At 33.8% G+C, this 24,507-nt stretch carries 27 protein-coding genes and 1 pseudogene; all 28 read right to left on the bottom strand.

Annotated elements, in window-relative coordinates:
• Positions 1-30 precede the first annotated feature (30 nt).
• The 28 genes and pseudogenes from CLAN_RS00775 to CLAN_RS00640 all read right to left on the bottom strand — a co-directional run bounded on the left by CLAN_RS00775 (position 31) and on the right by CLAN_RS00640 (position 24,488).
• Complete coding sequence (locus tag CLAN_RS00775; RefSeq protein ID WP_100590341.1) at positions 31-792, bottom strand: RICIN domain-containing protein; 762 nt, start codon at positions 790-792, stop codon at positions 31-33.
• Positions 789-1,613, bottom strand: a complete 825-nt coding sequence (locus CLAN_RS00770; protein WP_100590315.1) for a cytolethal distending toxin subunit B family protein — start codon at positions 1,611-1,613, stop codon at positions 789-791. The genes CLAN_RS00775 and CLAN_RS00770 overlap by 4 nt, the downstream gene beginning before the upstream one ends.
• Entirely contained in the window at positions 1,610-2,359 is a 750-nt protein-coding gene (locus CLAN_RS00765; RefSeq protein WP_100590316.1) for a ricin-type beta-trefoil lectin domain protein, read from the bottom strand. The genes CLAN_RS00770 and CLAN_RS00765 overlap by 4 nt, the downstream gene beginning before the upstream one ends.
• Before the next feature lie 307 nt (positions 2,360-2,666).
• Positions 2,667-3,404 (bottom strand): hypothetical protein, encoded by a 738-nt coding sequence (locus tag CLAN_RS00760; RefSeq protein ID WP_100590340.1) that lies wholly within the window; start codon positions 3,402-3,404, stop codon positions 2,667-2,669.
• Positions 3,365-4,033 carry a hypothetical protein gene (locus CLAN_RS00755; RefSeq protein ID WP_100590339.1) on the bottom strand — a complete coding sequence of 223 codons (669 nt, stop codon included), beginning with the start codon at positions 4,031-4,033 and terminating at the stop codon, positions 3,365-3,367. Before CLAN_RS00755 ends, CLAN_RS00760 begins: the two co-directional genes overlap by 40 nt.
• A 2-nt stretch (positions 4,034-4,035) precedes the next feature.
• Positions 4,036-4,761 carry a glycosyltransferase family 2 protein gene (locus CLAN_RS00750; RefSeq protein WP_100591032.1) on the bottom strand — a complete coding sequence of 242 codons (726 nt, stop codon included), beginning with the start codon at positions 4,759-4,761 and terminating at the stop codon, positions 4,036-4,038.
• Between the two features lies 1 nt (position 4,762).
• Positions 4,763-5,104: a cupin domain-containing protein gene (locus CLAN_RS00745; RefSeq protein WP_086304115.1), complete on the bottom strand. Its 342-nt coding sequence runs from the start codon at positions 5,102-5,104 to the stop codon at positions 4,763-4,765.
• Entirely contained in the window at positions 5,091-6,419 is a 1,329-nt protein-coding gene (locus CLAN_RS00740; protein WP_100590338.1) for a capsular biosynthesis protein, read from the bottom strand. Before CLAN_RS00740 ends, CLAN_RS00745 begins: the two co-directional genes overlap by 14 nt.
• A complete protein-coding gene (locus CLAN_RS00735) occupies positions 6,412-6,753 on the bottom strand; it encodes a nuclear transport factor 2 family protein (RefSeq protein ID WP_100590337.1) in 342 nt (113 codons plus the stop codon). Before CLAN_RS00735 ends, CLAN_RS00740 begins: the two co-directional genes overlap by 8 nt.
• Positions 6,746-7,468 carry a glycosyltransferase family 2 protein gene (locus CLAN_RS00730; RefSeq protein WP_096024618.1) on the bottom strand — a complete coding sequence of 241 codons (723 nt, stop codon included), beginning with the start codon at positions 7,466-7,468 and terminating at the stop codon, positions 6,746-6,748. The genes CLAN_RS00735 and CLAN_RS00730 overlap by 8 nt, the downstream gene beginning before the upstream one ends.
• Complete coding sequence (locus CLAN_RS00725) at positions 7,465-8,100, bottom strand: HAD family hydrolase (RefSeq protein WP_100590336.1); 636 nt, start codon at positions 8,098-8,100, stop codon at positions 7,465-7,467. The genes CLAN_RS00730 and CLAN_RS00725 overlap by 4 nt, the downstream gene beginning before the upstream one ends.
• Complete coding sequence (locus CLAN_RS00720) at positions 8,087-8,758, bottom strand: PI-PLC domain-containing protein (protein ID WP_100590335.1); 672 nt, start codon at positions 8,756-8,758, stop codon at positions 8,087-8,089. Before CLAN_RS00720 ends, CLAN_RS00725 begins: the two co-directional genes overlap by 14 nt.
• A 184-nt stretch (positions 8,759-8,942) precedes the next feature.
• Entirely contained in the window at positions 8,943-10,604 is a 1,662-nt protein-coding gene (locus tag CLAN_RS00715) for a polysaccharide biosynthesis/export family protein (RefSeq protein ID WP_100590334.1), read from the bottom strand.
• Between the two features lie 70 nt (positions 10,605-10,674).
• Complete coding sequence (locus CLAN_RS00710; protein ID WP_096013857.1) at positions 10,675-11,049, bottom strand: hypothetical protein; 375 nt, start codon at positions 11,047-11,049, stop codon at positions 10,675-10,677.
• Positions 11,050-11,051: 2 nt separating this feature from the next.
• Positions 11,052-12,410, bottom strand: coding sequence for a cytochrome P450 (locus CLAN_RS00705; protein WP_100590333.1), 1,359 nt, complete (start codon positions 12,408-12,410; stop codon positions 11,052-11,054).
• A gap of 10 nt (positions 12,411-12,420) precedes the next feature.
• The gene (locus tag CLAN_RS00700) at positions 12,421-13,521 is read right to left on the bottom strand and encodes an alpha/beta hydrolase (protein WP_147525224.1); all 1,101 of its coding nucleotides are present in this window, start codon (positions 13,519-13,521) and stop codon (positions 12,421-12,423) included.
• Positions 13,522-13,644: 123 nt separating this feature from the next.
• The gene (locus tag CLAN_RS00695) at positions 13,645-14,826 is read right to left on the bottom strand and encodes a replication-associated recombination protein A (protein WP_100590331.1); all 1,182 of its coding nucleotides are present in this window, start codon (positions 14,824-14,826) and stop codon (positions 13,645-13,647) included.
• A 168-nt stretch (positions 14,827-14,994) separates the two neighbouring features.
• A complete protein-coding gene (gene tpx, locus CLAN_RS00690; RefSeq protein ID WP_086228868.1) occupies positions 14,995-15,519 on the bottom strand; it encodes a thiol peroxidase in 525 nt (174 codons plus the stop codon).
• 58 nt (positions 15,520-15,577) lie between these two features.
• Positions 15,578-15,985 (bottom strand): RDD family protein, encoded by a 408-nt coding sequence (locus CLAN_RS00685; protein ID WP_096018549.1) that lies wholly within the window; start codon positions 15,983-15,985, stop codon positions 15,578-15,580.
• Entirely contained in the window at positions 15,982-16,593 is a 612-nt protein-coding gene (gene pyrE, locus CLAN_RS00680; protein WP_100590330.1) for an orotate phosphoribosyltransferase, read from the bottom strand. The genes CLAN_RS00685 and pyrE overlap by 4 nt, the downstream gene beginning before the upstream one ends.
• 1 nt (position 16,594) lies before the next feature.
• The gene (gene frr, locus CLAN_RS00675) at positions 16,595-17,152 is read right to left on the bottom strand and encodes a ribosome recycling factor (RefSeq protein WP_096013863.1); all 558 of its coding nucleotides are present in this window, start codon (positions 17,150-17,152) and stop codon (positions 16,595-16,597) included.
• Between the two features lie 10 nt (positions 17,153-17,162).
• Complete coding sequence (secG, locus tag CLAN_RS00670; RefSeq protein WP_100590329.1) at positions 17,163-17,513, bottom strand: preprotein translocase subunit SecG; 351 nt, start codon at positions 17,511-17,513, stop codon at positions 17,163-17,165.
• Between the two features lie 86 nt (positions 17,514-17,599).
• A complete protein-coding gene (locus tag CLAN_RS00665) occupies positions 17,600-18,289 on the bottom strand; it encodes a Bax inhibitor-1/YccA family protein (RefSeq protein ID WP_096015656.1) in 690 nt (229 codons plus the stop codon).
• An 88-nt stretch (positions 18,290-18,377) separates the two neighbouring features.
• Positions 18,378-20,576 carry an autotransporter outer membrane beta-barrel domain-containing protein gene (locus CLAN_RS00660; protein WP_100590328.1) on the bottom strand — a complete coding sequence of 733 codons (2,199 nt, stop codon included), beginning with the start codon at positions 20,574-20,576 and terminating at the stop codon, positions 18,378-18,380.
• A gap of 147 nt (positions 20,577-20,723) precedes the next feature.
• Positions 20,724-21,209, bottom strand: a pseudogene (locus CLAN_RS00655) (hypothetical protein); the annotation flags it as partial.
• Between the two features lie 240 nt (positions 21,210-21,449).
• A complete protein-coding gene (locus CLAN_RS08370) occupies positions 21,450-21,884 on the bottom strand; it encodes a hypothetical protein (RefSeq protein WP_232045843.1) in 435 nt (144 codons plus the stop codon).
• The gene (locus tag CLAN_RS00645) at positions 21,803-22,108 is read right to left on the bottom strand and encodes a hypothetical protein (RefSeq protein ID WP_096021303.1); all 306 of its coding nucleotides are present in this window, start codon (positions 22,106-22,108) and stop codon (positions 21,803-21,805) included. Before CLAN_RS00645 ends, CLAN_RS08370 begins: the two co-directional genes overlap by 82 nt.
• The gene (locus tag CLAN_RS00640; protein ID WP_100590326.1) at positions 22,092-24,488 is read right to left on the bottom strand and encodes a glycosyltransferase family 2 protein; all 2,397 of its coding nucleotides are present in this window, start codon (positions 24,486-24,488) and stop codon (positions 22,092-22,094) included. Before CLAN_RS00640 ends, CLAN_RS00645 begins: the two co-directional genes overlap by 17 nt.
• Positions 24,489-24,507: the final 19 nt, after the last annotated feature.

Genomic DNA, 24,507 nt, shown 5'->3' with positions numbered 1-24,507 from the left:
TTTATAAATTTAATCATCAATTATCTTAACTCAATCCACCGGTTGGATTATAGCTGCTTGTTTGATTTCAGGCATTATCGCCCAAAGCTTAGCTAGATCTACGCTAAAGCCCTCTCTTAATTCACATCTATTTATTCCTACTCTTTGCCATGGCTCTAAATTTGGGTTAAAAAATGTGCTTATACACTCTTTACCACCTAGGACTAGTGATCTTATCTCTACAGCATCACTTAGTAGTGGAATGAGTTGAAATACAGTCTCAAACTTCTTTCTATCTAAATCCCCAATACAATTCTTTAAAGCAAAAAATCCACTCTCATCTATTCCTAAGCACTCATTTATATCATTAGCTGATACAAACTGAACATACTCTAAACCTAAATTCGCAAAGCTATCAACCCTTTTAATATCATCAATTATAGTTGGTTCAAATGCCTTAACCTCTCTTAGATTATAATTAAAGGTCTCATCTGATTTACCTAAATTGACTACTAAAGGCATACCTGTATCAAGGGATCTTAGGCTTAGAGGTAAGGTAAATGGATCAAACCCATCTTGGTTGTTTGAATTATTTGATTTTAAATTTGGTTTATCATTTAAATCACTGATTTTAATTCTATCTGGAGCTTTTGTTTCATCTGGGGCTTTGCTTATATCTCCAGCAAATCCCTTAGAGCTATCAAGCTTTAAAAAGCTCATATCTTGCTTTGGTTGATCTATTTTAGCTCCGCTACAACTGATGATAAATATAGATATTAAAGATATTAAAGATATTTTTATAGCTATTTTCATGGAAATCTCCTAAATGTTACAGGGAAGTGGTCACTTGCTATGTGAGTTCTAAATCCACTAAAGAATGTGCTAGCTGATATTGGTGGTAGTGGTGCTGGTGCTATAGCTCTATTAGAGTTACCTACTACAGCGTAATCTAGAGTTCTTCTAGCGCTTATTTGAGTTATTGCGTTATTAGTAACTATCCTAGTTCTAAGTCTTAGCTCTAATTCAAATGTGCTAAGCAGATCTACTGGCTCTCTATTAAAATCTCCCATTATAATCCAATTGGTATTAGCTAGGGTTGGGGTGCTTTGAAAGAATAGATCTATATTATGCACAATAGCTGAAGCATCAGCTCCACCATTAGCTAATGCGTGAATACTAAAGAATGCATCATTATTAATTCTAATTCCTAGCATTGGTCTTGAGGCTGTTGTTGGAGGTGGTCGTAAGAATACTTCATCAGCTTGTCTTCTACTAGCTAGGGCTAAATTTACTCTATTACCACCTAAATCTGTCCTAGCATAGTATATAAAGATTAGATCAGGTCTTAGTCTGGTGCCTATATTCCATACATGCTCAGTTACAACTACACTAGTACCAAATGCTCTAAATTCTCTTCCAGTTGGCTCGGCTGTAGCGGGTAAGGTGCCAGCTTCTTGGATAGCTAAGACATCTATTCCATTAGCTCCAGAGAACATTTGAGCTATACTAATGCTCCATTTAGCCTCGCTACTAGCACTTGAGCCTTGCATATTCCAAGTGGCTGTTTTAAAATCATCTATATTAGCATATAAACTTATAAAGCTAAATAATAGTATTATTAATATATTTTTCATTGTTGATATCCTAAGAGTGGAGAAGTTGGTGCTGCTTCAGGGATAAATACCCATTGTTGATTAAAATTTGGCTTAAAATTACACTCTCTCATAGCAAGACTATAGTAGCTGCCAGTTTGAGTTAGTGAGCCAAGATCTGTTGTGATACACTTACTAGAAGCACTAGATTTGATCTGAATGGCGCCATTGTCCATAGCTGATAGTTGCCATTGTTGGGATTTGTTATTGATATCGCAATTTCTGTGAGTGATACCACCACCTTCATCATGGATACAAGTATTAGTAAGGAAATTTATAATCAAAGCTATATCATTACCTAGATTTAAAACTTGCCAAGACCTAGCTCTACCAAACTCTTTAGAGTTATCTAAGGTATATCCCCATAGCCAATTACCAGGAGCTAATGCCCAAACTGTGATTGCTGAGCCACCCTTTGGGTTTATTATAGTTAGTGGGGTGGATTTAGATCCAAGAGATGGGGATGAGCCTAGAGTAGCTGGGGCGGTTAATAGCGGTGGCTGGGTTATTTGGGGTGGTTGATTAGATGAATTTGACTGATTATTTGATGGGGTGGTATTTGCTAATGGATTAGATGGATCTGCTAAATCAAGTTTATTAAATATAGGTGTTTTTAGAGAATTATGAGTGAAATTATCATCCATTATAGGCGGATAATATGGCGACTTGCTTGAAGAGCAAGATATGAAAATTAAAGATATAAATAGCATAAATAGCAAATTTCTCATTTGTGGCCTTTGAGTTGGTGTGCTTTATCAATTTATCTTTTGAATTTGAATTTTTATTTTTAAATTTAAAAATTGATATTTTAAATTTTATTTTTCAAATTTATATTACTTGAATAATTATATTATTCTTGATTAATTTTGATAATTGATTTTAAAACTGATTGTAGCTAAATTTGATTTAAAGGAGTATAAAGAGGTTTAAAAAGAGATTTATAATAGTTGATTATATTTATTTGTGTTTTAGGTTTGTTTGGACTATTTCATTTAGATTTTACTAAATGAAATAGTTGGTATTTATGAATTTTATTTATGGTGTGGTTTTAATGATTTGGTGATTATCTTTATGCTCTTTGGTGATATTTTTACATTTAAACCATAGAGTTAGGTAGCCTAGTTTTAGTTTAGATTTATCAGCATTTATTAGAGCCTCTCCGAGTTTGTAGCTTAGATGCTCTTTTATCTTTATAGCCTCATTGTAATCTGGATATGATTCAAGTGGTGGAAGCTTTAAGCTTGGGTTAGCTTTAATTTTTTCTTGATAGAGTTGTTGATTTTTTTGGTGGGTTTCTTTGATATAGCTTAGAATATAAGGCATTCTTATATATCCCCATAAGCTTTTTGAATTTGCTATCATAGCTTCGCCAAGTTTATAAGAGAGTTGGTTTTTAATGCGGGATTTGGCGGTGCCGATAACTTGTTGATTTATATTTTCTGTACTTGCTAGTTGCAAAATTTTAATTTTTTCTTTTAGCTCTTTATTCTCTTGGATTGTATCATAACCATATCCTAGCTCTTTTTCTAAGATTTGAGCTTTTAGTTTTTTGTTTATTAGATCTTGTTCTAAATTTGAAATTTCTAAGGATTGTTTTTTAATTGGATAGGAGTTGATCTCGGTGTTTAGGGTGTTTAGTTGGTTGTTTAAATAGTTGATAGTATCTTGGGATGTTTGGAGTTCAATAGGGAATTTTAATTTCAGATATTCTTTTGAATAAAAGTTAAATACTTCTATAAAATCTCTTCTTTGTAAGAAAAAATCTCTATACAATTTATAATCGATAAGAATTGTAAAAACTTCTGGATAAATGTATGCCTCAAATGCATCATACGGATAGTTTGTGAAAAAACAATATCACCTTCATTGATATGTCTCATATCTATAACTGGCATTCTAACAAAGGGATTAAATGGACAAAAGCAGTGTTTTTCTGGTAGTTTAAAATATTTCATCATATCATCTACTATATAAAAGTCGATATATTTTGAAATATTTAGTGGTGTAGCAAATAAAACATCCAACCTAGTATATAAAAAATAATCATATTTTATATTATTTTCTATTTCGTATCTTTCTCTTAATCTATTTCCTCTTTTTTTGGATTCCACTACCCCATGAATCCCATCTTCTAAATGCTCTATCAAAATAGCTTTTGGATTATATATCTGTTTTATATCATCTATATCGCTTTGACTAAGCGGATAGATATCAAATATATCTTGGCCTTCATGCCAACTTCCACTACTGCTACTACTCATATCCCAAGTATGGATAAATATATCTATCTCCCAGCCATCTTGTTGATTTGGTTCGACTATATACTTAAAGAAACTATCATATGTCTTCTTATAGGTTCTTGTATGCCCAAAAAATTGTATTGCTAATCTTTTTTGAACCATAATTATCCTTTAATAAATTTTATATACTTTTTCAAATCATCTGGTGTGCCTATGCCGTGCATATCATCAAATTTCATTAAAAAGCAGCCTATTTTGGCGCCATTTTTGATAGCATAGTTATATGAAGGAGCTGTGTAAAACTCATTATTGACCCTATTGTTTCTAACGATCATATCGATAGCTGAATCTACAAACAATCTTCCCTTAGAAAAGAGATATATCCCCACAGTGGCGATATCTGATATAAGCTCTTTTTCTCTTACTTCTATTATTAGGTCTTTATCCATCTTGACAAAAGACCATTTGGGGCTTTTTTCTAAATCTTTAAAGCATAGAATTGAGCCATCTAAGCCCCTATCAAGTGCGTCATCAATGTATTTTTGGATATCTATATCTACGATTTGATCTGAATTTGCTATCATCAAAGGCGTATCATTATCTATAAGTTCTCTAGCGTGTAAAACAGAACAAGCAGTGCCCTCTGTCAGAGTCTCTACGCATACAAAGCTAACATTATAATCTTTGGCTATTAAATTACATAGCTCTTTTTCTTGTTCGAAATGGGATTTTTGTAAAATGATTATATAGTGTGCATCATCAACTTTTAAATTCTCTAAAACTCTTACAATCATCGGCTTACCTAACACATCTATAAAAGGCTTTGGCTTGGTATATCCTTCTTTGGCAAATCTACTCCCAGCCCCTGCTGCTGGTATCAAAATATTTATTTTACTCATTGTTTTCTCCATATTTTCCTAGATATTTATCATTTTTAGCGGCTGGGATTTTGACTACTACATTTTGAGAATCTTCTAAAGCCTCAAAATCTGTATCTTCAAATGGGGCTATCGTGATGATATCGCCTTCGCTATATATCACGCCGTTCATTTTGACTTTGCCTTTGGTTATCACTGTGATTTCGGTGGCTATTTTGTGGTAATGCCTCTCTTCATAATCACCTTTTTTGTAGCTTTTTACCCCTACTTCTACTTGATCTGATTTTAATACATTTGGTTCAAAATCACCTACAAACCAACCCCGAATCATACTATCTAAATTATCGATTTTCATTTTTTGCCTTTTTATGCTCTTTTATTATGCGCCTAATCTCAAATAGCAGCCAATACCCCCCCCCACCGGTGATAAAGCCTTTGTTATTAGCTTTTATCAAAGCCTCTCCAAGTTTATAGCTTAGATGGTTTTTAATCTTTATGGCTTCATTGTAATCTGGATAGGTCTCAAGTGGTGGGAGCTTAAGATTTGGATGCTTTTTGATGATTTTTTCGTAAGATTTTTGTTCGTTGTTATGCTCTTTTTTGATATGGTTTAATTTAAAAGGCATTTTTATATAGCCTAATAAGCTTTTTGAATTTGCTATCATAGCTTCGCCAAGTTTATAGCTTAGATGGTTTTTGATTATTTGTGTGGCAAGTCTAGTGCTTAATAATTTAGGGCAATTTAATATATCAAAGAATAGAATATAATCTTGATCTCTATTTGTGTCTATATTTTCTAAATCTTTTAATAGGGCTTTTTGGATATTTGGTATCCTTGGGTTATAATCTATCTTGTTATATTTGATAAAATTTGTATTGTTTATTTTTAGACCTATAAACTTTACACACCGAACGAGTATGCTGTGGTCTAAAAATCCAATTGGAGCACAGCAAATACCACTTGGAAAATATTTAAAATAATCTAAATGCCTATATCTGCTAGCTTTATCAAATAGCGATAAAAGCTCTATCATAGCATATCTTTTGCCATAAAGGGATATATCCATCATACCCCAATCATACTCTTCGCATATTATTTCATTATCTTGTTGTAATGTTTCGATAAATTTTAAATCAAAATCTATAGAGTATATTTTATCTGGTCTTAATACAATGATATAGTCGTAGTAAAAATTATTTTTTGTTTCATATTCTAATAGCAAATTAACAACTTGCCAAAATCCATAAAACATTTTAGTTGAATTCACAATCTCCAAATTTGATGGATATTGCTTTAAATACTCTTGTTCGTTTGATAATTTTATTGATTTGACATTATCTAATCGTTTTATCTTTTCTAATAAATCATTATCTATATGTTTATCTATCTCTTTTTCTAATATTTTATATACTTCTGGAAAAAGTTTTTTAAAATCACTATTAGATCCTATAAATTCTTTAGGGGCAAATTCGATAATATCTTGACTATACCAATTCCTTATCCAGCCCACACCTAAGCCACCTACACCTGGCCAAATCTTATAGCTATCCCATGAAGCTATAAAGACATCTGGATTTAACGATTTGAATTTACCAATAGTGTCATTTAAATATTCTATAAAATTCTCACCCCTAAAAGCTCCGCTTATACATAATGCTACCTTAGCCATCTACCACCTCATACAGATATGCCCTAAGGGCTGAAATTTGGTTATTCTCATTCCACTCTATGATATCTACGCCTTCTAAATGCTTATCATCTAAAATCAGTACAAACTCTATAAAGCTAGTTTTGTCATCTGTGTAGATATTTTTGGCTTTGAAATTTAAATTTTGGCAATTGTTAAAAATATTTAAAATAGCTTTTAGGCATTTATCTTTGCCTTCTAGTCTTTTAACGACTGGATCTTCTAATGAAAACTCATCGCTTAACATGCTTGATATAGCATCCAAATCTTTTGCGTTAAAGCTATCTATATAATCTTGAGTTAATCTTTTAAGCATTTTTAATCCTTTCATAATCTCTAATCTTCTCCATACTATAAAAAGTATGATATAACTCATTATCTATCTTATATACTCCAACATTTTTACCCATTAAAATAAGCTCATTTAAGGTAGGTGCTATATAGAATTGCCCATTTAGATGGGAGTCGTTGATTATCATTTTTTGACTAGCTTGGATAAAATCCACACCTTGTTTGTAATAATAAAATCCCGCAATTGCGTTTTTGCTAATTGGCTTTTTCTCCACTGCTTCTATCACATTTGAGTTATTATCCACTCTTACATAGGCCCATCTAGGATGGATAGAGTCAAATGCGATTACCCCAGCATCATAATCTTTGAAATAATCTAAAACAATATTTAAATTTATATCAAAAATTTGATCTGCGTTAGCGATGATTAGTGGTGAGTTATCATCTATATAATCAATAGCCAAAAGAGCGCTACACGCCATACCTTGTGTAGGGTTTTTAAGCGTGATGATATGGGCGCTTGGGTCTAATACCTTGATAGCTTCATCTAGGTGAAATTCGCTTACATCATCATCTTTAAGTATAAAAATGAATTGCTTGTTGGTAATCTCTTTATAATTATCTATCAATATCTCTATCATGGTTTTGCCACAAATCTCAACAAAAGGCTTAGGAAAGATAATCTCATCTTCTTTAAAAAAATTGCTTTTCCCCGCTAGTGGAATAACGATATTTATCATAAATCCCCCTTTTGAAATTTAAAAATATGCTCTTTGATATTCTCATAATTGACATCGCTAACTTCTTTTACTATCATCACATTAGCCCCACTTGCTCTTGCTGCTTTAATGCCATTTTCATTATCTTCTACTATCATACACTCATTTGGTTTTAACCCAAATTTGGCTATAGCTTTGTTATACATCTCTGGGTCTGGTTTGCCGTGCTTGACATCTTCATTAGAGATATAAAAATCCAAATATGGATTAAGGGCAGCTTTTTGCATCATTACATCAATTGTATTATAGATAGAATTAGAACAAACTGCCATTTTATACCCCTCTTTATGTAGTTTAGATAGGGCGTATTGGTGATAAAATCTAGGCTTACAAGATTGATAGACAATCTCCATTGTATAAAGTTGCTTAATTTGATTGATAAAATTATGTAAAGATTTAGGCAGTTTTCTATCAACTGATAATATCTCTAGCTTTTTCTTTGTCGGTAATCCATCAAATGTGGTTAAATGCTCTAAATAGCTAATCTCTAATCCAAATAGCCTAAGCGCTCTATTTAACGCTTCATAATGCCAATCTTTGGCTTCTATCAATACTCCATCCATATCGAAAATTACTGCTTTAATTTGACTCATTAAAAAACCTCCTAGCTTCTGCTACTTTATCAGTACATAACATTAAATTTGGATTATTTAATCTAATTTCAATCTCTTTATACTCTTGCCACTCTTTGGTGTAATCTCTTTTGTGTAAATCTGGTGAGACTATGCAAATTTGTTTGTTATTTTTAAGGTGAGATTCTATGATTTTTTCATCTATCCAATGTGTGTGAAATTCATCTAGCCAAACCCCTTTGGCATCTTGATAAAATGGCGGAGTAGTCTCATACTCGCTTTGGCGTGTAAAGAGATTTAATCCATGCTTTATATACCCTAGCGCATCTGGAACGGACATATCAAAGACAAAGTAATTTTCTATTTTATATTTTTGAAGTATGGATTTAAGCTCTATTTGTAAGCCATCTGATTTAATATTTAGAGCTAGAGTTGAGTTGGTATGAATATTATAGTTAGAGTATAGAGATAGAAAATCATCTAAACTTAAAGAGTCTTTTGTAGCGATATCATGGGAGATTACAAGTGAGCCATTATAATCTCTAATATCAGTCTCTACCCCCCCCCTATAAGGTTGAGATATATCTTTTAAGCAATATTCAAATTCCTTTTTAAATGCTATGAGATGGTTTTTTTCACTGCTATATTGCCACCAACCACGATGGGATAGTATCTGCATCATAAGACCTTTGATTTTTGTTAAAATTTAAAGTCTCATTTTAGCTAAATTTTATTTAAATGGGTATAAATTAAACGATAAATTAATTTGATATTTTAAATTTATTGATTTTTAATAGCGAAATTTAGCTTAAAAATTTAGATAGACAAAATAAAATTAAATTTATTCTCTCTATCTAATGCCCTTACAGATCTATCACCACTTTAGCAGCGATTGCTAGTTGATATAGAATTTGGGTTAAGATACTTGTAGCTTGTAGCATTTTGGTCTCTACTTTTGGTAAAACCAAAATCGAATCCCCCGGATAGACATTCTCGCCACTTGAAGCTCTGAATTTACCGGCTTTGCCATTGGCTGATACTAGGATAACTCTACTACTATCGGCCCTAGAGCTTAGATCGCCAGCCATCTTGATATAATCTTCAATATCAGAATCCGCCACATGGGTAAAGGCCCCTGGCATAGAGACTTCGCCTTGGACGATGACGATATTATCCTTAGTTGGGATATATATGGTATCATCTTCTTGTAATACGATTTGGTAGATATCATCTTTATTACTAATTACTACTTGACCTTTTGGCTCTACCATTCTAGCACGCTCTATAAAATCCAAAATCGCCTTAGCTTCAGTTGCTCTAATTTGCGCTTCTTGAGTTGTATCTGATGAAGTTGTAAGGGCGATGGACTCAAGCTCTCTTAGGTACGATTCTATCAAATTTTTTTGCATTTTAGCCACGCTTTTTCTAAATAGCTGAAGTGCATCTATATTTGACTGCGGATTAAAGCCGATCTTATCCATAAGATCCCCAAGAGTAGCCCCCTTTGGCATCACTATCGCTCGTGATCCGCTATGCTCTCCATCTATATTTACACGCACCTCTCTAGCAGAGTGATCAGTCATAAACTCCACCGCATCACCGGCCCTTAGGCTAACAGAGTCGAATTTAGCTAGTGGATAGCTATTGATTTGAATTTGGCTATTGTCTGTGTGGCTTCTTACGATTGCTTGAGTTACGACTGGTTTGATACCAGCTAGTCTTGATAGCTCTTTTAAGCTCATTGTGCCGTCTTTGGCTTCAAATCTATATGAGCGAAGCACCTCTCCGCTAGCACTCATATACGCCCCTACACTACCTACTAATATCACATCGCCATTTTTAAGCGCAAACATCTCGATCTTGCCATCTACCATAAAATCATACAGATCTATACTCTTATATGGCTGATTATTGCGAACTACTGTAATATTACGAAAGCTACCATATTGCGGATTTATACCACCGGCCTTGTCTATAAACTGAATCAAAGAATCAGAGCTAAGTCCTTGATATAGGCCTGGTTTATTGACATTTCCTGTAACAAATATAGAGACATTTTGATAAATTCCCATATCCGCATAGACATGAACATTCTCTTTAAATACCCTTTTTACACTCTTTGATATAGTCGTAACTAAATTTGAGTTTTTCACACCTAGAAGTCTGATAACGCCAACTTTTGGCAAAAATATATTACCTTGAGAATCAACCGTTAATTGCTGCTCAAACTCATACGCACCCCATAACTTCACATTTACCACATCACCAATAGCTAAAATATAATCTGGATTATAGATATGTTGGCTCACCATAGTGAAGTTGCCATTAAATAAATTCTCGCCAAAAACGCTTTGAGTAGTGGTATTGGTATAGATACTTTGATTTAGATCTGGCGAGGTGGTTTGATTTGTGGTATTAGATTGCGTGGTTAGTGCTGATGAGTTTATTGAATTTATAGATTCTGTTTGCAGTGCTGCCGTAGCGGTGGTAGCGATAATAGCTAAAATTGATAACAATCTTTTCATTTATAATCTTTCCAAATTTCCTTTAAAGCTTGAATTTTACTTAAAATCCATTAAAATATAGCTTAAAATCTTAGCTATTTTTATTGAATTTTCTTTTGCCTATTGTCTGTTCATTTAGCCTTCTACTAAGCATCAGATCTATAATTGGTTGCTCTCTTTTGTTGGCTCTTTGGCAGTGGTTTTTTTGGAATTTATCTGTTATAAAAATCACGATTTTAGCCCATCTTTTATGACGCATTCTCCAGGCATGGCTAGAGACTGACTCCCACGCATAGCCGTTAAATATAGTTGCATTGACAAAGTGATCAAGTGCTCTAACCCCTTGTCTAGCACGAGTTGGATCGCCAAAAGTGCCTACAATAGTAATATAAATATAACCAATTATTGCTAGCGGCACCAAAGCACAAAGCAAGATAGTCCCAGCTAATTTCTCTTTTAATCTCAAATTTAGTGCCTTTGAGTCATCTTAATCATCATTCCATTTGCTGAACGGATAGTGAGCCTGCCTACTACATCAGGGATGAAGCCATCTTTTAACTCTAGTTTAAATTCCCTTAAAATATTAGCCAAAATTATGATTGCTTCTTGCATAGCAAAGCCATGTCCGATGCAAACTCTCTCACCTAGGCCAAAGGGCATATACCTTTCTTTTGGGATATTTTCATTATGCCTTTCTGGCCTAAACTCATGTGGGGCTTCCCAATAATCATCATGCCTATGTATCAGCCACGGAGCTACCACTACGCCAGCGCCCTTTTGTAAGACTTTATCTCTGATTTTTATCTCATTTTTGTTTTGACGAGCAAAAAAGCCAACCGGCGGATATAGTCTTAGTGCTTCTTTAAAAACATTGGTTAGATACTTCATATCTCTTATATCAGAAATTTCAAATTTGCTATCTTTGTTGATGCTAATTATCTCATTATAGGCCTTTTGTTGCGCATCTTGATCTAGGCTTAGGCAATATAGCGTCCATGTAAGTGAGCTAGCTGTGGTCTCATGACCTGCTAAAAATAGCATTGAGACCTGATCTAGGATCTCTTCAAAGCTAAATCTCTCCCCGCTATCAGCATCAGTAGTGTGTAAAAGCGAGGATAAGATATCGCAATGCGTATCATTAGCGTAGTTATCATATCTAGGTTTGATGATATTTGAAAGATTTTTTCTAATCACCGCTCCGGCTTTTATCCTTTTGTTTTCGCCAAGCAAATTTGATAACCATTGTGGCACACAAAAAAACTTTCTAATAGCCGTTTTGGCAGTCTCTTCTTGGAAAGTTACAAAAGCGTCTAAAATCTCCTTGCCCTTTTCTTCATCTAGTTTTGCGCTCATTATCGTGCGAAATATCACATCAGCAGTTACAAAGGTCATATGCTCATCAACTTCGACGACGGCGCCATCTTCATACTTTCTAAATCTCTCCATCATATCAGCAGCCGCACTACTCATAAGATCAAAAACTTTGCTAATCCTAGTCATCTCAAAGCTAGGCCGCAAAAGCTCTCTTTGCTTTTTCCACACTTCGCCATTGGTGGTAAATATACTCACGCCCAAAAGTGGCTTTAAAAGCTCGTGTAGCATATCGCTTTTTGGAAATTCCTTTACATTATCTACCATAATTTTGCGAACTTCTTTAGGATCATTTACCACAAAAAGATCAAATCCAGGCATTTTGACTCTACCAACTCGCATTTTATAGCTCTTTTCATATAAACCATCAAGCCACGATCTGCGTTTTAAGAAAAATGTAGTGATGAGTCCAGCTTTGCTACTATGCGGTTTTGGGTGAAATGGACAAACTCCCATAATTGGCTCCTTAAAATTTCTTATCTTCAAGTCTGTTAGGGTCTATGGTTAAATAAAAATAATCATACCCACCACGAATTTGAGTTGCTTTAAGATACAAAAAATGAACTTGATACCACTTATATCTTATATTTTTGTATGTTTTTTTATCATAAATTTTAAAAAATCCAACTGATATTAGCTTTGGTGATTTAGCATTTCGCCTTAAAAGCTTGATATAATCTACCTTAAAAAAGCACGCTCCATCAATCTTAGAGCTAAAATCCAGCCAGGTGATGCCAGAATTTGCTACTATCTCAAGCTCTTTTTTAAATTTATCTGCGTATTTATGAAATGATACAAGCGGAATACATCCGCCTATTAAAACAAGCTTTAAATTTGATATATTTAGCCCTTCAATCTTGCTTTTTTCTATCACTCTTGCCACGCTACTAATAGCTATAATCGCCCCAACGCTATGAGCTACTATCATCACTTCGTCATTGCTAAATTTATTATTTTTTAAGCTTTTTATAATCTCATTAGCAAAGCTCTCATTTCTCTCATTAATGCCTTTAATCTCGCTTCTAGCATATTTATAACAAAATCTATAAATGCTAAGTAGCCAAAACATCCCCGCATTCATCCCTAAATAGAATATCCCCTTAGTAGCTAGATAAAAGAGTAAAATAGAACAAATAATCCACAAAATATAATTTTGGATAAAATAGCTAAGCCCGTAACAAAAAAATCCCGTCAAAAAATATGACAACAATATAAAAACTATAGGATAATATCCAGCAATTAGCTGAGTGCGTGAGTATCTAGCCACCATATAGACAGCGCCGGATATAGGGTAATTAAAGAGCGCCACAAACAAAGCCCCAAAAACTTCAAAAAATCTTTTACAAAAATGCTCTTTTACTATATCGTTCCAAATGAGAAAATTATATTTGGTTTTAACGCCCTTATAATAGGCATTAAAATAGAATAGCTCATCTTTTTTGAGTTTGCTTATATTTAGCTCATTTTGCTCTATTGCGCTTGTTTTATGGATATTGTTTTTAAAGATGGAGTAGTAGTATTTTGGGCTTCTAGGATCAAATCCAGCTATATAAAACACTTCTCGCACTACACCCCCCCCCATATTTTTATTTTATTAATTATGAAATTTATAAAGTGACTATTCTAGCAAATTTAATCATAATCAATACTTAAATTAAGATTAAAAATACCCTATTAGCCTCACTATAAACTAGTTTTTAAATTTGATTTTTTCTATCCAATCATCTAGAGTTTTTTCAAATCCAATAGAGTTGCTATGATAGAATTTAATATCTTTTTGCATATACTTTTGCTCCACCCATCCACCAAAATCATGCGGATATAGATAGTCTTTTTTGGCCTCATCTGTATTAATAAGATATGGCGGCACTGGTAAGGCTGGATTTTTAGCTATATAATCAAGTGCGAAATTTATAGCCTTGTAACTAGAGTTGGATTTAGGCGAACTAGCCAGATAGACGGCACATTGACTTAGGATAATTCTAGCTTCTGGATAGCCTATTTTTGATGCTGCTAGCATGGTATTTGTGGCTACATTTAGGGCATTTGGATTGGCATTACCTATATCCTCGCTAGCAAAAATCACCATCCTTCTAGCCAAAAACTCAGGCTCCTCCTCAGCTGCTATAAGCCTTGCTAGGTAGTATATCGCCGCATCGATATCACTACCCCTTAGGCTCTTTATCATCGCACTTATTAGGTTATAATGGGTATCTTTACTACTGCTACCTTCGCTAAAGCTAGAGCATCTTAGGGTTTTTAAAATCTTTAAATTTATATTTTTATCCACACTTAGGGCGTATTCTAGCAAATTTAGCATACTTCTAGCATCGCCACCGCTAGAGCTGATGAGATAATCCTTAGCACTCTCATCAATCTCAAAATATACACTCTTTTGAATATCAGCTAATAAAAGCTCTAAATCCCTATATGATAGTGGTTTAAACTCAAATATCATCATCCTAGAGCGGATTCCGCTACTTACAGAGAATTTGGGATTTTCGGTGGTGGCGCCAATTATAATACATTTTTTCTCTTCCATTGGGATCAAAAGCGTCTCTTGTTGAGTCTTGCTAAGGCGATGAAATTCATCGATAAATATAAGTGGTAAATATAGTGAGCCGTCAAATTTAGCTATGATTTTACGGACTTCTTCGCTTTTTAAATTCGCCCCATCAAGCTCGAAAAATTCATAATCCATCTCCTTAGCAATGATCTTAGCCATCGTAGTTTTGCCACTTCCGGCTGTGCCGTAAAACAAGCTATGTGGTATATTTTTATTCTCTATAAATTTCGTAAAAATTTCTCTAATATCATCTTGACCTACCATTTGGCTGATTTTTGTCGGTCTAAATTTAAGGCTTAAATTCATATTTTTCCTTCTATCTATGATGGTTGAGTGAAATTATACAATAATAAAAATCTTTAAATAGCTAAATAGTAGAAAATGGATAAAATAGCGATAGATTAGCGAAATTTAAAAGCGATTATGGCTCCAAATTTCGCTAAAAAGCGTGATATAATAACGCTTAAAATTCACTTAGTGAGAGCAGCCACAACCGCAACCACCGCCGATAGCTTTCAATGCTGCGTCGTAGTTTGGCTCAGTTGTGATTTCGCTAACTAGCTCTTTATAAACTACAACACCATTTGGATCAATTACGAAAATAGCACGAGTTAGCAATCCAGCAAGCGGACTACTAGCTAGTAAAACACCATACTCTTTGCCAAATTTCGCACCTCTGAAATCACTAGCCACTCTTAAATTTTCGATTCCTTCAGTCGAGCAAAATCTCCCCATAGCAAATGGAAGATCTAACGATATAACCGTAGCTTCAACATTGCTTTTGCTAGCTACTTTTTGGTTAAATGTTCTAGCTTCAGTCGCACAAACTCCTGTATCTAGGCTTGGGACTACTATTAAGACTTGGAATTTCCCACTTGCGCCGCCTACTTTTAGGCTAGATAGATCCTTAGCTACTAGATCAACTTCTGGCGCTCTTTGACCTACATTTACGCCTTTTCCTTCTAACTCTACTGCTGTACCTTTGAAAGTTACTGACATGTTAAATCCTTATATAAATTTAAAAATGAAATAATACAAAATTAAGATAAATAAACTCTTAATAACTCTTTTGGACTACGATAGTTCCAGCTAACAGATCGTGTAAATTCCGCTTATCTCTCCTAAAAAAGCAAAAAAACGACCCACCTATAATAAAAGTGGTAATAAAGAAAAAATATCTAAGCAGATAGATGATCAAATTCGCCTTTTTGCCATTTAAGCCAACTAGATAGATCCCTTGTGCCTTATACCCAGGACTTTGAGCCTTAAAAACAAAAAACAGAGATTGTATCAGCCCAAAAACTAGCCAAACCAAAAATATAGCTAGTTGATTGCTTTGAAACTCATCCTTGCCATTTAAAATTATATAAGTCATAAGATACAAAAGCGGAGCCGCTATAAAAAACATATCCATAATAAACGCTTTTACCCTACTAAAGATATTAGCGGCTACTGCCTTACTCATGCGTTGCCACGGCTCCCAGGCTTGAATGCTTTTGAGCCATTTTTACACAATGGACAAGACTCTGGCGGATAAATTTCAAACTCAAAATTACCAAGAGCAAAAAGCGGTTTATTAATCGGCAATTTACAGCTATCTTTTCTTTCGTTATTTAATCCACTAACAGAACAAAATCCACGATTCGCAAGCGCCGCAAATCCCACTACAACGCCACCTAAACTCTCAATAATCTTCGCACTCTCTAAGGCCGATCCGCCTGTTGTGATGATATCTTCGCATATTATAAATCTCTCGCCTTTTTCAACGCTAAATCCACGCCTAAGGCTCATCACGCTATCTACCCTTTCAGCAAAGATAAATCTCTTTTTACCAGCTCTAGCTAGCTCATATCCGGCCAAAATCCCCCCAAGCGCAGGCGAGCAAACACTATCAAATTCAACTCCAGCTTGTGAAATTTGCTTATATAACTCATCACACAAAACGCCTGTTAAAATCGGATCTTCTAAGACCTTAGCACTCTGTAGATAAAATTGCGAGTGATTGCCACTACTTAGCAAAAAATGCCCCTCTAAATAGGCTTTGGCATCTTTGTAAATTTGTTCTAAATTCATATCAAACCTTTAAAAGTTCAGCTTCTTTATCTTTTACTATTTGATCTACTTTGGTGATATAATTATCGGTGATTTTTTGGACTTCGTCATAGCCTTTTTTGATCTCATCTTCGCTTAGGGTTTTGTCTTTTTCTATCTTTTTGATCTCATCATTAGCATCTTTTCTGATGTTTCTGATAGCTACTTTGGCTTTTTCGCCCATCGCTTTTGCCTCTTTGGCATTTTTTTGGCGATCTTCTGTTGTCATCGGAGGGAAAAATAGCTTAACACTCTCGCCATCGTTATTTGGATTTACGCCTATATTTGCCGCTTGAATCGCCGTAGCGATAGTTTTTAGCATAGATTTTTCCCATGGAGTGATGGTAATTGTGCTAGCATCAGTAGCTAAAACGGTGGCAACTTGATTTAAGGCAGTAGGGCTTCCATAGTAATCTACATGGACATGATCTAAGATATTAATGCTCACTTTGCCGGTGCGAAGTGTGGTAAAATCACGCTTTAAAGCCTCTAACGCTTTGTCGTTGTGTAGTTTTTGGTTGTTGTAAATTTCATTTAGCATATCTATCCTTTTAGTTGGCTGTTGTGTTATTTTCAGCTGTTGGTGCCGCTGGTGCTGTAGGTATTATGTTGGTATTTGGGGCTTGTGGTGCTTGGATTGAATCAAATTTCGCACTATCAACTACAGAATCACGCAAAGATTGATTATATGTATATCCAAGGGCTAGGGTGTTAATAACAAACAAAAAGCCCATAAAAAATGTAAATTTAGCCAAAAATCCAGCTGGACCTTTGGCCCCAAATAGACTTTCGTTGCTCCCGCTATAAACTCCAAGACCCATAGATGCGCTCTTTTGCAGTAATATAACAATAGTCAAAATGACTGCTAACAAAACCTGAATAATAAGAAAAACTGAACTCACGAGTATCCTTTGAATAGTGTAATTAACTGGCGATTATATCAAAATAAATTAAAAATTTAGTTAAGCCACCACAGCGGTGGCTATGATTATTCTCGGTTAAATATGCCAAGAAGATTAAGAAGAGAGATAAATAAATTTAAAATATCTAGATACAACGAAACTGCCGCAAGCACAGGACTATCATATCCGCCACGCAAAATCATCTGAGTATCATATAAGATATATGCACTAAATAGTATCGCACCAACTGCTGAAATAATGGTTGCTAACATTGTGCTTTGGAAGAATAAATTCAAAAGTCCAGCAACCACAATCACAATTAGCGTGATAAATAGCATTTTACCCATTGATGAAAAATCACGCTTAGTATTAAAAGCAAAAATAGTTAGCCCACCAAAAGCCACAGTAGTCATCAAAAATGCTTGAGTAATTATATGCCCCATACCAGCACCAATATAGGTATTAAGCGCTGGACCTAAAGTAAGGCCACTCACAAAGGTAAATCCAAATAGCAAAAATAGCGCTAGAGTTGGGTTTTTACGAGTGAAAAATAGCCCAAAAAGCATCGCAAATTCAAGGATCAAAAGCACCCAGCTAAAGCTTTTGACATAATCAACACCGATATAAGCACCCGCAGTCGCAGCCAAAAGAGAAGCACTAAGAAGCTTATAAGTTTGCTTAACAAAAGTCGCTCTAGCGCTTATGGATTGCTCACTCTCATAAGCGCGACTAAAATCACTTTGCTGTGATGAAAGATTTCTATTATATAGACTCATTTTTCCTCCAATTTAAATTTGCGCATAAGTCTAGCAAAATAAATTTAACACTAAATAAAAAATTTAAAAATATCTCACTCTACCCAGCTTAAAAAGAATACCTAGCATTTAAATTCACAGCCAAATCAGTATCGTAATCGCCGAAGGCTGATTTTTCTAAAGTTAAGCCAATTCTTAAATTCTCACTAGCTACCATATTTAGACCCAAATTCATAAGCATTCTAGAGTCTTTATCATTGTTTTTAGCGCTATCGCCATCTATTAGGATTTCAGCATTTTTCACCATCTCCCATTGATAGCTAAGACCACCAAGCGCATAAGCCCTAATCTTGCCTAGCCAAACCTCTCTAGCGAAGTTAAATCCAGCCCTACCAACTAGCAAATCAGAGCTTTTAATTTCCATTTCAAACCCATTGCTATTTATAGTTGCGCCACTAGTGTTGAGATAGACAAACTCGGCTTGAGGCTCGATATAAAAATTATTAAAATCAAATCTATATCCAAATTCCCCACCTAGATAGAGTGAGTTTGTATTATAATCACTATTTAAAAAGCTCAAACTCATATTTGGGAAGTTATAATCCATTTTGTGGTTATTGCTTGTGTATTTTGCGATGGCATCCACATACCAGCCATTATCAAATACTCCAGAGATATAAAATCCACCGCCGATTGTTTTGACATCGCCTTTTGCGTTATCGCCATCTATATCGCTACTTGTGTGAGTTACTGTAATACCGCTAAAGATAGATCCACCTGAAATTTGGCTTTGTTTATCAAAACCAGCTTGAACATGGGTAAATTTATTCTCAAATCCATCGCTACTGCCCTGTCCGCCCAAAATTCTAGCCCAGCTACCAGCAGTTGCGTTAATACCTCTTAACTCACCCATCCTTTTATTTAGATTATTGATATCAGCGTAGTTTATATCCATACTTAGCTTAGAAGCGTCGTTGGCCTCTTTGAGCGCTGCTTGATTTGTAGATTTGGTTATATCTATGCCACCATTATCATTTTTAGTAATGTTGTAATTAACCAAGCCTCTATTTACCACAAGCGGAGTGCTTAAATTTGGGTTATATAAGGCTATATCTTTGCCGTTTTTTTGGATTTTGTATAGGGTTGTATCGCCTATTGTTTCTAAGGCTAGATTAAGCTCACTATGTTTATTTACCTCATTTTGGACAGATTGAGTAATTAAATTTGTGCCACTTTCGCTAGAGATACCGCCTTGATTATTGGAATTTCCGCTGTTGTTGTTGCCATTTTCTGGAGTTGTGCTACCACTACCAGTATTACCTTGATTTGTGTTTTCGTTGCCAGTAGAGCCTTGGTTATTTAAATTTCCGGTGTTGCTTTGGTTACCACTATTTTGGCTACCTGAATTTCCAGTATTTTCTGTATTTTCGGTGTTGCTTGAGCCTTGATTGCCTTCACTAGTTGAAATTCCGCAAGCCCACTCACTGCCAGCTAAAACGCTTAATAAGCAATCTTTTCTATTAGAGCTATCCACATATGTGCCGTTATTTCTAGCTTCGTCTATGCTTAGATATGTAATACTATAAATCTCATAAAGATCCGTAACATAAGTATTTGTGCTAGCTACATAGTAGCTATAAAGAAAGCGGAAAGTTTCATTGCCTTTATTATCAGGGGCGTAATTGCCTATAACCTCTCTTAGAGTGAGTTGGCCAGCCTTATCTTTGACAGAGTCGCTCACATAGCCTTTTTTGATCTTGCCAGTTTTTTCATCGACTTCAATCCCCCAAAGCGTAACCGTGTGAGTATCATCAGTAAGCGCAGCTACGACCTTGCCTGTTTGGAAGTTTTCTATCAAAGATTTTGTGATACCTTCACTTTGATAGTTATATCTCTCAGTCCAAAATGGCGCTCCACTAATCTTAGTTGGACCATACTCTCTTTCTAAATATGTTGGATTATTGTTATTTTCGTAGATTTTGAAATTTGGCGAAAACTCTTCAAGATAGTAGATCATCCCACGATACGGTTGTAATCCACCTTGAATATGTGGATATTTCTGATAAAACCAATCTGTGATAGCTTCATTGCCTTGTGGTGCACCTTCTTTTAAATCTACATCGATTGTTAAATTCTTTTGCCACCAGCCAAGAGTGTTACCAGCTACGGCGCCCCAGCATTGATTTGGATGCTGCAAATACGCACTCCAACCACTATTTATACTCACGCCACTAGCCCAAAACTCACTCGCTGATAGAGATGAGCAAGTACAAGCTAAAATAATGATTTTTGAAACTTTAGAATTCATCGTACCCCCCCCCTATATTTTAAAGGCGCCGATTTTAACATATACAAACCAAAAATAAAATAAATTTTTATATGTCAAACCTAAATTTCTTATAAGATTTATTTATATTTCGATCGGAATTTGATTGATTTAACTACCTATCTTAACTCAATCCACCGGTTGGATTATAGCTGCTTGTTTGATTTCAGGCATTATCGCCCAAAGCTTAGCTAGATCTACGCTAAAGCCCTCTCTTAATTCACATCTATTTATTCCTACTCTTTGCCATGGCTCTAAATTTGGGTTAAAAAATGTGCTTATACACTCTTTACCACCTAGGACTAGTGATCTTATCTCTACAGCATCACTTAGTAGTGGAATGAGTTGAAATACAGTCTCAAACTTCTTTCTATCTAAATCCCCAATACAATTCTTTAAAGCAAAAAATCCACTCTCATCTATTCCTAAGCACTCATTTATATCATTAGCTGATACAAACTGAACATACTCTAAACCTAAATTCGCAAAGCTATCAACCCTTTTAATATCATCAATTATAGTTGGTTCAAATGCCTTAACCTCTCTTAGATTATAATTAAAGGTCTCATCTGATTTACCTAAATTGACTACTAAAGGCATACCTGTATCAAGTGATCTTAGACTTAAAGGTAAGGTAAACGGATCAAACCCATCTTGATTATTTGAATTGTTTGAATTATTTGATTTTAAATTTGATTTAAAGGAGTATAAAGAGGTTTAAAAAGAGATTTATAATAGTTGATTATATATTAAATTTAATTATATTTATTTGTGTTTTAGGTTTGTTTGGACTATTTCATTTATATTTTACTAAATGAAATAGTTGGTATTTATGAATTTTTTTATGGTGTGGTTTTAATGATTTGGGTTGTTTGGGCTATTTTTGTGATTATCTTTATGCTCTTTGGTGATATTTTTACATTTAAACCATAGGGTTAGGTAGCCTAGTTTTAGTTTAGATTTATCGGCATTTATTAGAGCCTCTCCGAGTTTGTAGCTTAGATGGTTTTTAAGCTTTATAGCCTCATTGTAATCTGGATATGACTCAAGTGGTGGGAGCTTTAAGCTTGGGTTAGCTTTAATCTTTTCTTGATAGAGTTTTTGATTTTTTTGGTGAGTTTCTTTGATATAACTTAGAATATAAGGCATTCTGATATAACCTAATAAGCTTTTTGAATTCTCAATCATAGCTTGACCAAGTTTATAGCTTAGTTGGTTTTTAATGCGGGATTTGGCGGTGCTATTATAATTAAATCTTGCTTTATTTCTTTTGTCTCTTTTTTTAAACAATTTAGCCCATCTTGTGTAGATAGTGATGAGTTGATTTTAACCACCGGCGGCGTAAGCAAAGCTATTGATTTGTCTTTAAACCTTGTTTCGTTCCATAAAAATCTCATATTATCTATAGATGATAACTTTGTAGCTAATGCCATAGCGTTAATCATTGAAAACAATCTACTACCAGTCCCATCGCTACGATTCATAACAACTAATTTTTTATAACTTTGATTCATTATCTTTACCCCAAATACTCTTTTCTAAATCATTAATAATATTCTTTGCTGCATTACTTTCAAGTAGCTTGCTTTCTTCTAAGGCTTTTAATCGCTCTTCTTTTTTATAATCATCATTTTGCAATATCACTCTATCTAGGGTGGATATTAACTCATCATTATCATATACTTTATAGAATGTATCAATGATTTTTTTAAATGGAGGCACTGGATGCATTTGGCAATTATTTGATATTAAATGTATAATTGGTTTTTTGGTGCAAAAATATTCTGTCAAAAATGAACCACAATCAGTAATTAAAGCTTTTGAATCAAAAAATAAATCTATATAACTAGAGTCATAACAACATTTTGCTATTTTTTCCCATTCGTTATAATACCATTCTATTTTTTGATTATCCCAATTGGTTTCTTGTATTAACTTAAATTTTAATGTAGGATGTGGTTTAAATGCCCAGGTTATTTCTGGATGATTTTTAGCATACTCTAAAATTAATTCACCATTTTGTAAAAATGTTCCAATCTGTTGCCTACCTCCAGATATAGAATGATGTGGCGCATAGATTATATATCGCCCTTTTGAAACCTCATTGCGCTCTTGATTATTCAAAAAATAATCTAGCATAGTATGACCGGTAGCCTTTATATTACTAAGTCCTGACCAAGCAGAAAAAATATTTTTATAAAATTCATTGGCTATATAGTACCGAAATAGATATTTGAATAAAGGTTGAGCTGTATCAAGCCATTTGTTTCCATAATTTGGAGCATGGTATGGAATATAGCATAATAAAGATTCTTTGGAAGTTTTTATATATGATTGAATTTTACTTATTCCCCATGGTTGTTGATAAAAAATAATATCCGCTTTGAATATGGCAAGATCTAAATTTTTTCCATTATCTAGATCATAAGCTAATACTGTTTTATGTGTATTTTTAAATAGCTGATAGTTTTGCAATACTATCTCTTTTTGTTCTTCTACATCTAGTTTAAGCTGATAATCTGCTATATTGATAGTTATCATCGGCTCAAATTTATCAGATTTTTCCATTTCATCATATAGACTTTGGGCTTTCCATTTAGAATTTTCACTAACCAAAAATAAAACTTTTAACTGCTTTTTACCTCGTAATCTTTTAATAATTTTTGCTTGAATCCTTGGCAGCTCTCTCATATCCTTATCTAATTTTTGGGCAGATGTAATCTGGTCGCAAATCTTTTTAAAATCTGTTCTACTAGATTTGGTAGGAAATACCCACCATAATTTCTTAATCCATTGATAATTTATCCAAAATCCTTTATGGTATTTCCATTTAAAGCCTAAAAAATTTACAATACGACTCTTACCATCGCTATGATTTTTATAGCTCAATGCTCTTTTAAATACATAAAATATCTGTCTATGCCAGTATGGGTGAGATATCATAGAGTGAAAATCATTATAATTTTGCTTACTAAGAATATCTTTTAAATTGCTTATATCAAAATTATTTTTTATTTCTATAAAAAAATTTCTTATTTCAGTATAAAAAATTTTTTTATCTTTCTTGGTTAAGGATCTAGAAATATGTCTATACCAGTATAAGGTTAAAGCTATTCTACATTTAAGAAATATGTTTATATGATTATTGCTCATATCTTGTTTATATTGATATATCTTATTAATTGAATATTGATTTGCAGCAATTAAATCCCCATATCTCTGACTTGATTTAGAAGTTTCAGAATTATTGCGAATTCTATAATTATATAAAATATTATTTATAGCAATAAATTTTTTGGCATGCAAAAGTGAAGACATGGTAAATATATGATCTTCATAACTATAAGAAGAGCCAAATCTAATATTATATTTATTTAAAAAATTTTTGCTATATATATTTGTAAACGGAAACATTGTAGGAAGATAATACTCTGGACATTCATCTACATTTATACTATCTAAATCAAAATATTTATGAAAATGTGTTAATCTTTTAGTGTTTGGTTCTAATTCGCCTGTATCATCAAGATATCTATTAAGAGAGAAAAATGCTATATCATTATCGCCTTTGCTGATTTTATCGTAGCATATCTCACAAGCATTAAGTTCATACCAATCATCAGGATCACAAAACATTATATAATCACCTTTAGCTATATCGATACCCCTATTTCTAGCTACTCCTGGACCTTGATTTATCTCTTGTTCTAAAACTATTATTCTATTATCTTTATTGGCGTATTCTTTAAGTATAGATAGGCTATTATCAGTAGATTTATCATCTATGCATATTATCTCTATATCTTTAAGAGTTTGATTTATTAAGCTATCTAAACACTCTTTTAAATATAATTCTACATTATATATTGGTAATATTATTGAAATTTTTGGCATTTTTTATTCCTTAATTATT

The sequence above is a fragment of the Campylobacter lanienae NCTC 13004 genome, from assembly GCF_002139935.1.
Lineage (GTDB): Bacteria > Campylobacterota > Campylobacteria > Campylobacterales > Campylobacteraceae > Campylobacter > Campylobacter lanienae.
Note: the sequence above shows the minus strand (reverse complement) of the source record. Positions and strands in the feature narration are given on the sequence as shown.

Bases quoted from the DNA above. Each gene is read 5' to 3' on its own strand.
- CLAN_RS00775 (WP_100590341.1), bottom strand. From the start codon at position 792: ATGAAAATAGCTATAAAAATATCTTTAATATCTTTAATATCTATATTT.
- CLAN_RS00770 (WP_100590315.1), bottom strand. From the start codon at position 1,613: ATGAAAAATATATTAATAATACTATTATTTAGCTTTATAAGTTTATAT.
- CLAN_RS00765 (WP_100590316.1), bottom strand. From the start codon at position 2,359: ATGAGAAATTTGCTATTTATGCTATTTATATCTTTAATTTTCATATCT.
- CLAN_RS00755 (WP_100590339.1), bottom strand. From the start codon at position 4,033: ATGGTTCAAAAAAGATTAGCAATACAATTTTTTGGGCATACAAGAACC.
- CLAN_RS00745 (WP_086304115.1), bottom strand. From the start codon at position 5,104: ATGAAAATCGATAATTTAGATAGTATGATTCGGGGTTGGTTTGTAGGT.
- CLAN_RS00740 (WP_100590338.1), bottom strand. From the start codon at position 6,419: ATGGCTAAGGTAGCATTATGTATAAGCGGAGCTTTTAGGGGTGAGAAT.
- CLAN_RS00735 (WP_100590337.1), bottom strand. From the start codon at position 6,753: ATGCTTAAAAGATTAACTCAAGATTATATAGATAGCTTTAACGCAAAA.
- CLAN_RS00730 (WP_096024618.1), bottom strand. From the start codon at position 7,468: ATGATAAATATCGTTATTCCACTAGCGGGGAAAAGCAATTTTTTTAAA.
- CLAN_RS00725 (WP_100590336.1), bottom strand. From the start codon at position 8,100: ATGAGTCAAATTAAAGCAGTAATTTTCGATATGGATGGAGTATTGATA.
- CLAN_RS00720 (WP_100590335.1), bottom strand. From the start codon at position 8,758: ATGCAGATACTATCCCATCGTGGTTGGTGGCAATATAGCAGTGAAAAA.
- CLAN_RS00715 (WP_100590334.1), bottom strand. From the start codon at position 10,604: ATGAAAAGATTGTTATCAATTTTAGCTATTATCGCTACCACCGCTACG.
- CLAN_RS00705 (WP_100590333.1), bottom strand. From the start codon at position 12,410: ATGGGAGTTTGTCCATTTCACCCAAAACCGCATAGTAGCAAAGCTGGA.
- CLAN_RS00695 (WP_100590331.1), bottom strand. From the start codon at position 14,826: ATGAATTTAAGCCTTAAATTTAGACCGACAAAAATCAGCCAAATGGTA.
- tpx (WP_086228868.1), bottom strand. From the start codon at position 15,519: ATGTCAGTAACTTTCAAAGGTACAGCAGTAGAGTTAGAAGGAAAAGGC.
- CLAN_RS00685 (WP_096018549.1), bottom strand. From the start codon at position 15,985: ATGAGTAAGGCAGTAGCCGCTAATATCTTTAGTAGGGTAAAAGCGTTT.
- pyrE (WP_100590330.1), bottom strand. From the start codon at position 16,593: ATGAATTTAGAACAAATTTACAAAGATGCCAAAGCCTATTTAGAGGGG.
- frr (WP_096013863.1), bottom strand. From the start codon at position 17,152: ATGCTAAATGAAATTTACAACAACCAAAAACTACACAACGACAAAGCG.
- CLAN_RS00665 (WP_096015656.1), bottom strand. From the start codon at position 18,289: ATGAGTCTATATAATAGAAATCTTTCATCACAGCAAAGTGATTTTAGT.
- CLAN_RS00660 (WP_100590328.1), bottom strand. From the start codon at position 20,576: ATGAATTCTAAAGTTTCAAAAATCATTATTTTAGCTTGTACTTGCTCA.
- CLAN_RS00645 (WP_096021303.1), bottom strand. From the start codon at position 22,108: ATGAATCAAAGTTATAAAAAATTAGTTGTTATGAATCGTAGCGATGGG.
- CLAN_RS00640 (WP_100590326.1), bottom strand. From the start codon at position 24,488: ATGCCAAAAATTTCAATAATATTACCAATATATAATGTAGAATTATAT.